Source organism: Halomonas sp. BC04 (genome assembly GCF_000568385.1).
Map to the genome: position 1 here is coordinate 1 of NZ_AZQX01000122.1, position 5616 is coordinate 5616.

A 5616-nucleotide genomic window follows, 5' to 3' on the forward strand; every position below is an offset into this window, starting at 1 on the left:
CAACTCCGTGGTGGTGCTGGTGGGCGAGGCCAAGGCGTGGATCGACGACATCGTCGACGGCGCCCGCAACATGAAGGTCGGCCCCGGCACCCAGCGTGATGCCGACCTCGGGCCGCTGGTCTCCCCGGCCGCCCGTGAGCGGGTGATTCGCCTGATCGACGCCGGCGAGAAGGAGGGCGCCAAGCTGCTGGTCGATGGCCGTGGCTTTGAGGTCTCGGGCTATGAGCACGGCAACTTCGTCGGCCCCACCGTGTTCGCGACGTGACCCCGGAGATGACCATCTACCGTGAGGAGATCTTCGGCCCGGTGCTGTGTGTCGTCAGCGTCGACACCCTGGACGAGGCGATCGAGTTCATCAATGCCAACCCCAACGGCAATGGCACCTCGATCTTCACCAACTCCGGCTGGGTGGCGCGCCGCTTCGAGAGCGACATCGACGTGGGGCAGGTCGGCATCAACGTGCCGATCCCGGTGCCGGTGGCCTATTTCAGCTTCACCGGCTCGCGCGGCTCCAAGCTGGGTGACCTGGGTCCCAACGGCAAGCAGGCGATCCAGTTCTGGACCCAGACCAAGACCGTCACCGCCCGCTGGTTCGAGCCCGAGAACGTCTCCAGCGGCATCAACAGCACCATCTCGCTGAGCTGACGCCGCCCCGAAGTGTGTTGTTACCGAGTACGCCCCTGCCTGATGGTGGGGGCGTCCTGTTTTATTCAACGGCGCCAAAGCGTCATTAGCTGATAAAGTGGGCTGAACATCGTATGCCAGCGTGGAGCTCACGTGATCAGGCGCCTCTCGTTTCCCTTGCCGTCCACCGTGCTGGTTCGCTGGTTGGCAACGCTGCTGTTATTGCTGCCATGGCAAGCCAAGGCCGCCATCGACGTGGGTGCTCTGCAGGGGGAGTTGAATCTCGGTCCGCACGTTCAGCTGCTGGAAGACCGCGCTCGTGAGTTCGATATCGAGAGGCTGTTGCGGCATGGCGAGGGGTTGGAGTGGACGCGTCCCCGTCAGGAAACCCTCAACTTCAGTTTTTCCGATTCCGCCTGGTGGCTGCAGCTGCGGGTCGAGAATACTTCAGACCGCCCAGTGCGCCGGCTGCTGGAGCTGGCCATGCCGTTGCACGACTATCTCGACGGCTATGTGGTGGATGCGCAGGGCGAGATCGTCAGGGAGTGGCAGACCGGTAACCGACGGAGCTTCGACTCCCGTCCGATCGACCATCGCACCTTCGTGTTGCCTATTCATGTGCCTGCCGGTGAGTCGCGCACGGTCTTCCTGAGACTGGATACCCACGACGGGCTCTATGATGCCACGCCCCTCTATCTCATGGATGATGCCAGCTTCCTGGCCAAGGCCCAGCGGGAGCTGATGGCCTTCAGCCTCTACTTCGGTGGTCTGCTGGCACTGTTGATCTACAACCTGCTGCTCTACCTGGCCACCCGCGAGCGGCCCCTGCTGCACTACGTCATCTATCTCGGGACCTTCTTCATCCTGATGTTCTCGTCGAGAGGCTTTGCCTTTCAGTACTGGTGGCCTGAGATGCCGACGTTCAACAATCAGATGGTGCCGCTCAACATCGGCCTGTTCGCCGTCACCCTGGCGTTTTTCAGTGACAGCTACCTCAACCTGCGCCAGCATGCCCCGCGGTTGACCCGATTGCTCTACGGTGTTGCCGGACTGTGTCTGGTGAGCGCACTACCGGCGCTGCTCGGCCACTACGCGCCGGTGTTCCACCTGATCATCCCCGGCGCCATTCTGCTCTCCTGCCTGTTGCTCGGCGTGGCGGTCTGGCGCAGCCTTTGCGGCGACACGCTGGCCAGGATCTACCTGGTGGCGTGGAGCGTCCTGCTGATCGGCATTGCGCTTTACTTCCTGCGAGTGGCGGGGGTGCTGCCCTACAATATCGTCACCGAGTACGCCGTCCAGGTAGGCTCGGGCATCGAGTTCCTGCTGCTATCTCTGGGGCTGGCCTGGAAGATCAACCAGTTCAAGAACGAAAAGCTCGCCGCCGAGCGCGCCACCCTCGATCTGCAGCGTTCGCTCAACGAGCGCCTGGAAGCACAGGTCCAACAGCGCACCCACGAGCTGGAAAAGGCCAACCAGCAGCTCACGGTCATGGCGCGCACCGACCCGCTGACCGGCTTGTTGAATCGCCGTCAGTTCCAGGAGTTGATGGAAGAGGAGCTGCAGCGACGTCGGCGCAGCGGCCAACCACTGCTGTTTGCGGTCATGGATATCGATGACTTCAAGCTCTACAACGACACCTATGGCCACCACGCCGGCGATGAGGTGCTGGTCAGGGTCTCCACCCTGCTTCTGGACTACTTCCGCCGCGCCGGAGACCGATTGTTCCGACTCGGCGGGGAGGAGTTCGGGCTGTTGCTGGCCGTCGACTCGCTGGAGGAGGGGCAGGAGGCGCTGGAGAAGTTCCGCGAGGCCCTTCAAGGGCTGAGCATTCGCCATGAGACGTCCACCTATGGGGTAATCACGGCCTCGTTCGGCCTGGTGGCCTGCCACGGGTGCGATGCGGTGCGTGATGTGGAGACACTCTATCGCCTCGCCGACCAGGCGATGTACGAGGCCAAGGCGCATCATCGCAACCGGGTGGTGACGTGTAGCCGATTGAAGTCATGCGAGTGAGCAAGGCATGGACAATGAATTGACGTTGACGTTAACTGTCGTTAACTCGCAGCGCTAACGATGTCTAACCGGAGCCCGCCATGTCGACGCCCATCAGCCGCTTTCCCATTCCCGAATCGATCCAGGACCTGCCCGCGGATATCCGCGATGCCATGCTGGCGGTGCAGGAGAAGGCCGGCTTCGTGCCCAACGTGTTCCTGATGCTGGCCCATCGCCCGGCCGAGTTCCGTGCCTTCTTTGCCTATCACGATGCGCTGATGGAGCGGGAATCGGAAACCCTGACCAAGGCCGAGAAAGAGATGATCGTGGTGGCCACCAGCGCCCGCAATCACTGTCTCTACTGTGTGGTGGCCCACGGCGCACTGGTACGCATCTACAGCAAGGATCCGCTGCTGGCCGACAAGGTCGCCATCAACCACCGCACCGCCTCGCTGAGCGAGCGCCACCGGGTCATGCTCGACTTCGCCTTTCACTGCGGCCTGGACGTGGGCGAACTCACCGACGAATGGCAGAGCCGCCTGATGAATGCGGGTTTCACCCAGGACGACATCTGGGACATCGGCGCCATCACCGCCTTCTTCGGCCTCTCCAACCGCCTGGTCACTCTCACCGGCACGCCACCCAACGAAGAGTTCTACCTGATGGGGCGTGTGCCGCGGGAGAAGTGAGTACGCTGGACGCTCCAAGGGTCCCGGCGTAAGCTCTGGTCCTGAGTCCAGGGAGGGAGACATGGGAACGGAAAGAAAAGCTTGGACGGATATACACCGGTTACTGGCGCTGTCTCTCTACTGTCGCCTGACATTTGGTCAATTACACCGGGAGCGATCGGAAGTCATTTGGCTGGCCGAACGAATGGGGCGTTCGGCCAGCTCGGTTGCCATGAAGCTCTCTAACTATGCGAGTCTCGATCCAGAAGTGCTGGCGCTGGGCAAGAAGGGGCTGACCGGGGCATCCCACCAGGACCGCTTGCTTTGGCAGCGTTTTATTGCCGAGCCGGAAACCGTGGCTCGAGAGTGTGAAGCCGCTTGGTTGGCGCTGGGTGCCGAGGTTGAGCGAGACGAGCAAGAGAACGATTACACCGGGCAGGATACGGTGGTCTTGCAGAAACGGCGTGTGGGGCAGTCGCTATTCCGTAAGGCGGTGATGATTCGCTATGACACCCGCTGTGTCATTACTGGCCTTCGTCACGAGGATTTGCTGATTGCCAGTCATATCGTGCCTTGGCAGTCGCGCCCAGAGTTCCGCCTAGACCCAGCCAATGGACTTAGCCTTAATGCCCTGCATGACCGAGCCTTCGACAAAGGCCTATTGGCTATCGATGCCGAGGATCGTATCCGGGTCTCCCCAGAGTTGGCAGAAGTCGGTTGAATGGTCAGCTCAAAGCGCAGCTCAGCGATATCGACGGACAGCTATTATCCCTGGCGAAATCAGCCTTTCCAAATCGCGACTATCTCGCTTGGCACTACCAAGAGTGCTTCCGGCGTTAACTCCTCAGGCGTTTTCCTGGCACCCTTCCAACAACTGCAGCACGGGCACCAGCTGGCTTTCATGCAGAACCAGCATTGTATCGGCGGTGGCTTCCTCCTCGGTGGGGGAGACCACGGCGAACTCGCCCTCCTCTAGATGGAATTCGTGTATCTCGCGGGCGCGTGCGGGGTCATGCAGCGTGCCGTGCGGTAGGAGTCATCCTCGCCGTAGGTGAGGCGGTGGTAGACCTTGAAGAAGGTATAGAGATAAAGCCCCTGGTCGAAGGCGGGCCAGCGTGCGGGGATGGTGCGGGTCTCCTCGTCGAGTGCCTGGCCGTTGGCTTCGGCCCGAATGATGGCGTTTTCAAGCGGGCGAGCCAGCAGCGAGTCGTCATCCTGCGGGAAAGGCTGCGAGGCCTCGAAGGCCTGATGATAGTGATCGACCGCCTTGCGCAGATCGTCGAGGGAGCCGATGTCATGGTCGCTATGGGCCAGGTCGGCGGGCTCGAAGCTGCCGTTCTCCCAGCCGTGGATCACCCTCAGCAGGAGCCGGCCCTCGGTCATGGGTTGCAACAGCAGGGCATCGATGGCGACCCGCAGGTGCAGCTGCCGCTCGATCACCTGGTTCTCGAAAGCGGTGTAGGGGTCGGCGAAGATGGCGTGCAACCGCCCGGGGGCGTGTTCCTTGGCTTCTGTAAACGGCATTGGCGTTCTCTGCGAGAGTGGTCGTTCGCATGCAGCGACTGTACTATCATCGCTTGTTATATCATCACGTGTCCTATCAATCATGGACGCTAGAAGGTCATATCGGCCATTCTGCCCATAACTTGAGCTACCCATCCATTCACTGTCGCCAGGGGAGTCTCGCCGTGCAACCGGCGGGGCTGAGAGAGCCAAGCGCTGACCCTGGAACCTGATCCGGTTCATACCGGCGGAGGAAGTGCGACATGCCCTACCTGACGTCAGCCGTGCTCGGCGCGGCGCTATTGTGCTTTGCCTTTCTGGGCCTGCGTGCCCGTCGGGCCGACGGCCCCCTCGATGACTACGTGACCGCCCGCAACACCCAGGCGCCCAGGCCATCGGCCTGTCGTTCCTGGCCTCCAGCATGGGCGCCTGGATCCTCTTCGCCCCGCCGGAGATCGGGGCCTTCGTGGGACCGGTGGCGCTGGCCGGCTACGCCATCGGCTCGTCGCTGCCGTTCCTGATACTGGGGCTTTACGGCCCCGCCATCCGACGCCACCTGCCCCGGGGGCGCAGCATCGGTGAGTTCGCCGAGGCCTGCTATGGCGCCGGGGTGCGCCGCTGGGTCTCCTTCGTTTCCGTGGCCTACATGGCCATCTTCCTGGCCGCCGAGCTGACCGCCATCGGCGCCATCGCCGCGCTGCTCTCCGACGTGCCGCCTTCGCTGGTGATCCTCGGGGTGGCGGTGGTCACCCTGGTCTACACCACCCTGGGCGGCCTGCGGGCGAGCCTGGCCACGGATCGCTGGCAGGCCTGGCTGCTGCTGGCCCTG

General features: G+C 62.5%; 4 protein-coding genes, 2 pseudogenes and 1 riboswitch. Of the genes and pseudogenes, 5 read left to right on the forward strand and 1 reads right to left on the reverse strand.

Translation table 11 applies throughout. The annotated features are described in order from the left end of the window. The 4 genes and pseudogenes from Q427_RS08595 to Q427_RS08610 all read left to right on the forward strand — a co-directional run. Positions 1–645: pseudogene (locus Q427_RS08595) on the forward strand (aldehyde dehydrogenase family protein); the annotation flags it as partial. Between the two features lie 132 nt (positions 646–777). Continuing rightward, on the forward strand, positions 778–2637 hold the full coding sequence (locus Q427_RS08600; RefSeq protein ID WP_043512956.1) for a sensor domain-containing diguanylate cyclase: 1860 nt from the start codon (positions 778–780) through the stop codon (positions 2635–2637). An 80-nt stretch (positions 2638–2717) separates the two neighbouring features. After that, positions 2718–3305, forward strand: a complete 588-nt coding sequence (locus Q427_RS08605) for a peroxidase-related enzyme (RefSeq protein ID WP_043512958.1) — start codon at positions 2718–2720, stop codon at positions 3303–3305. 61 nt (positions 3306–3366) lie between these two features. Next, entirely contained in the window at positions 3367–4005 is a 639-nt protein-coding gene (locus tag Q427_RS08610) for an HNH endonuclease (RefSeq protein WP_051496237.1), read from the forward strand. A 251-nt stretch (positions 4006–4256) separates the two neighbouring features. On the opposite strand, the gene Q427_RS08615 is transcribed toward Q427_RS08610, so the two are convergent. Beyond that, on the reverse strand, positions 4257–4808 hold the full coding sequence (locus Q427_RS08615) for a hypothetical protein (RefSeq protein WP_331280575.1): 552 nt from the start codon (positions 4806–4808) through the stop codon (positions 4257–4259). A 140-nt stretch (positions 4809–4948) separates the two neighbouring features. After that, a riboswitch (TPP riboswitch) is annotated at positions 4949–5061 on the forward strand. Between Q427_RS08615 and Q427_RS08620 the strand changes: the two are divergent. After that, positions 5051–5616 (forward strand): annotated as a pseudogene (locus Q427_RS08620) (sodium:solute symporter family transporter); the annotation flags it as partial. (Overlaps the previous riboswitch by 11 nt.)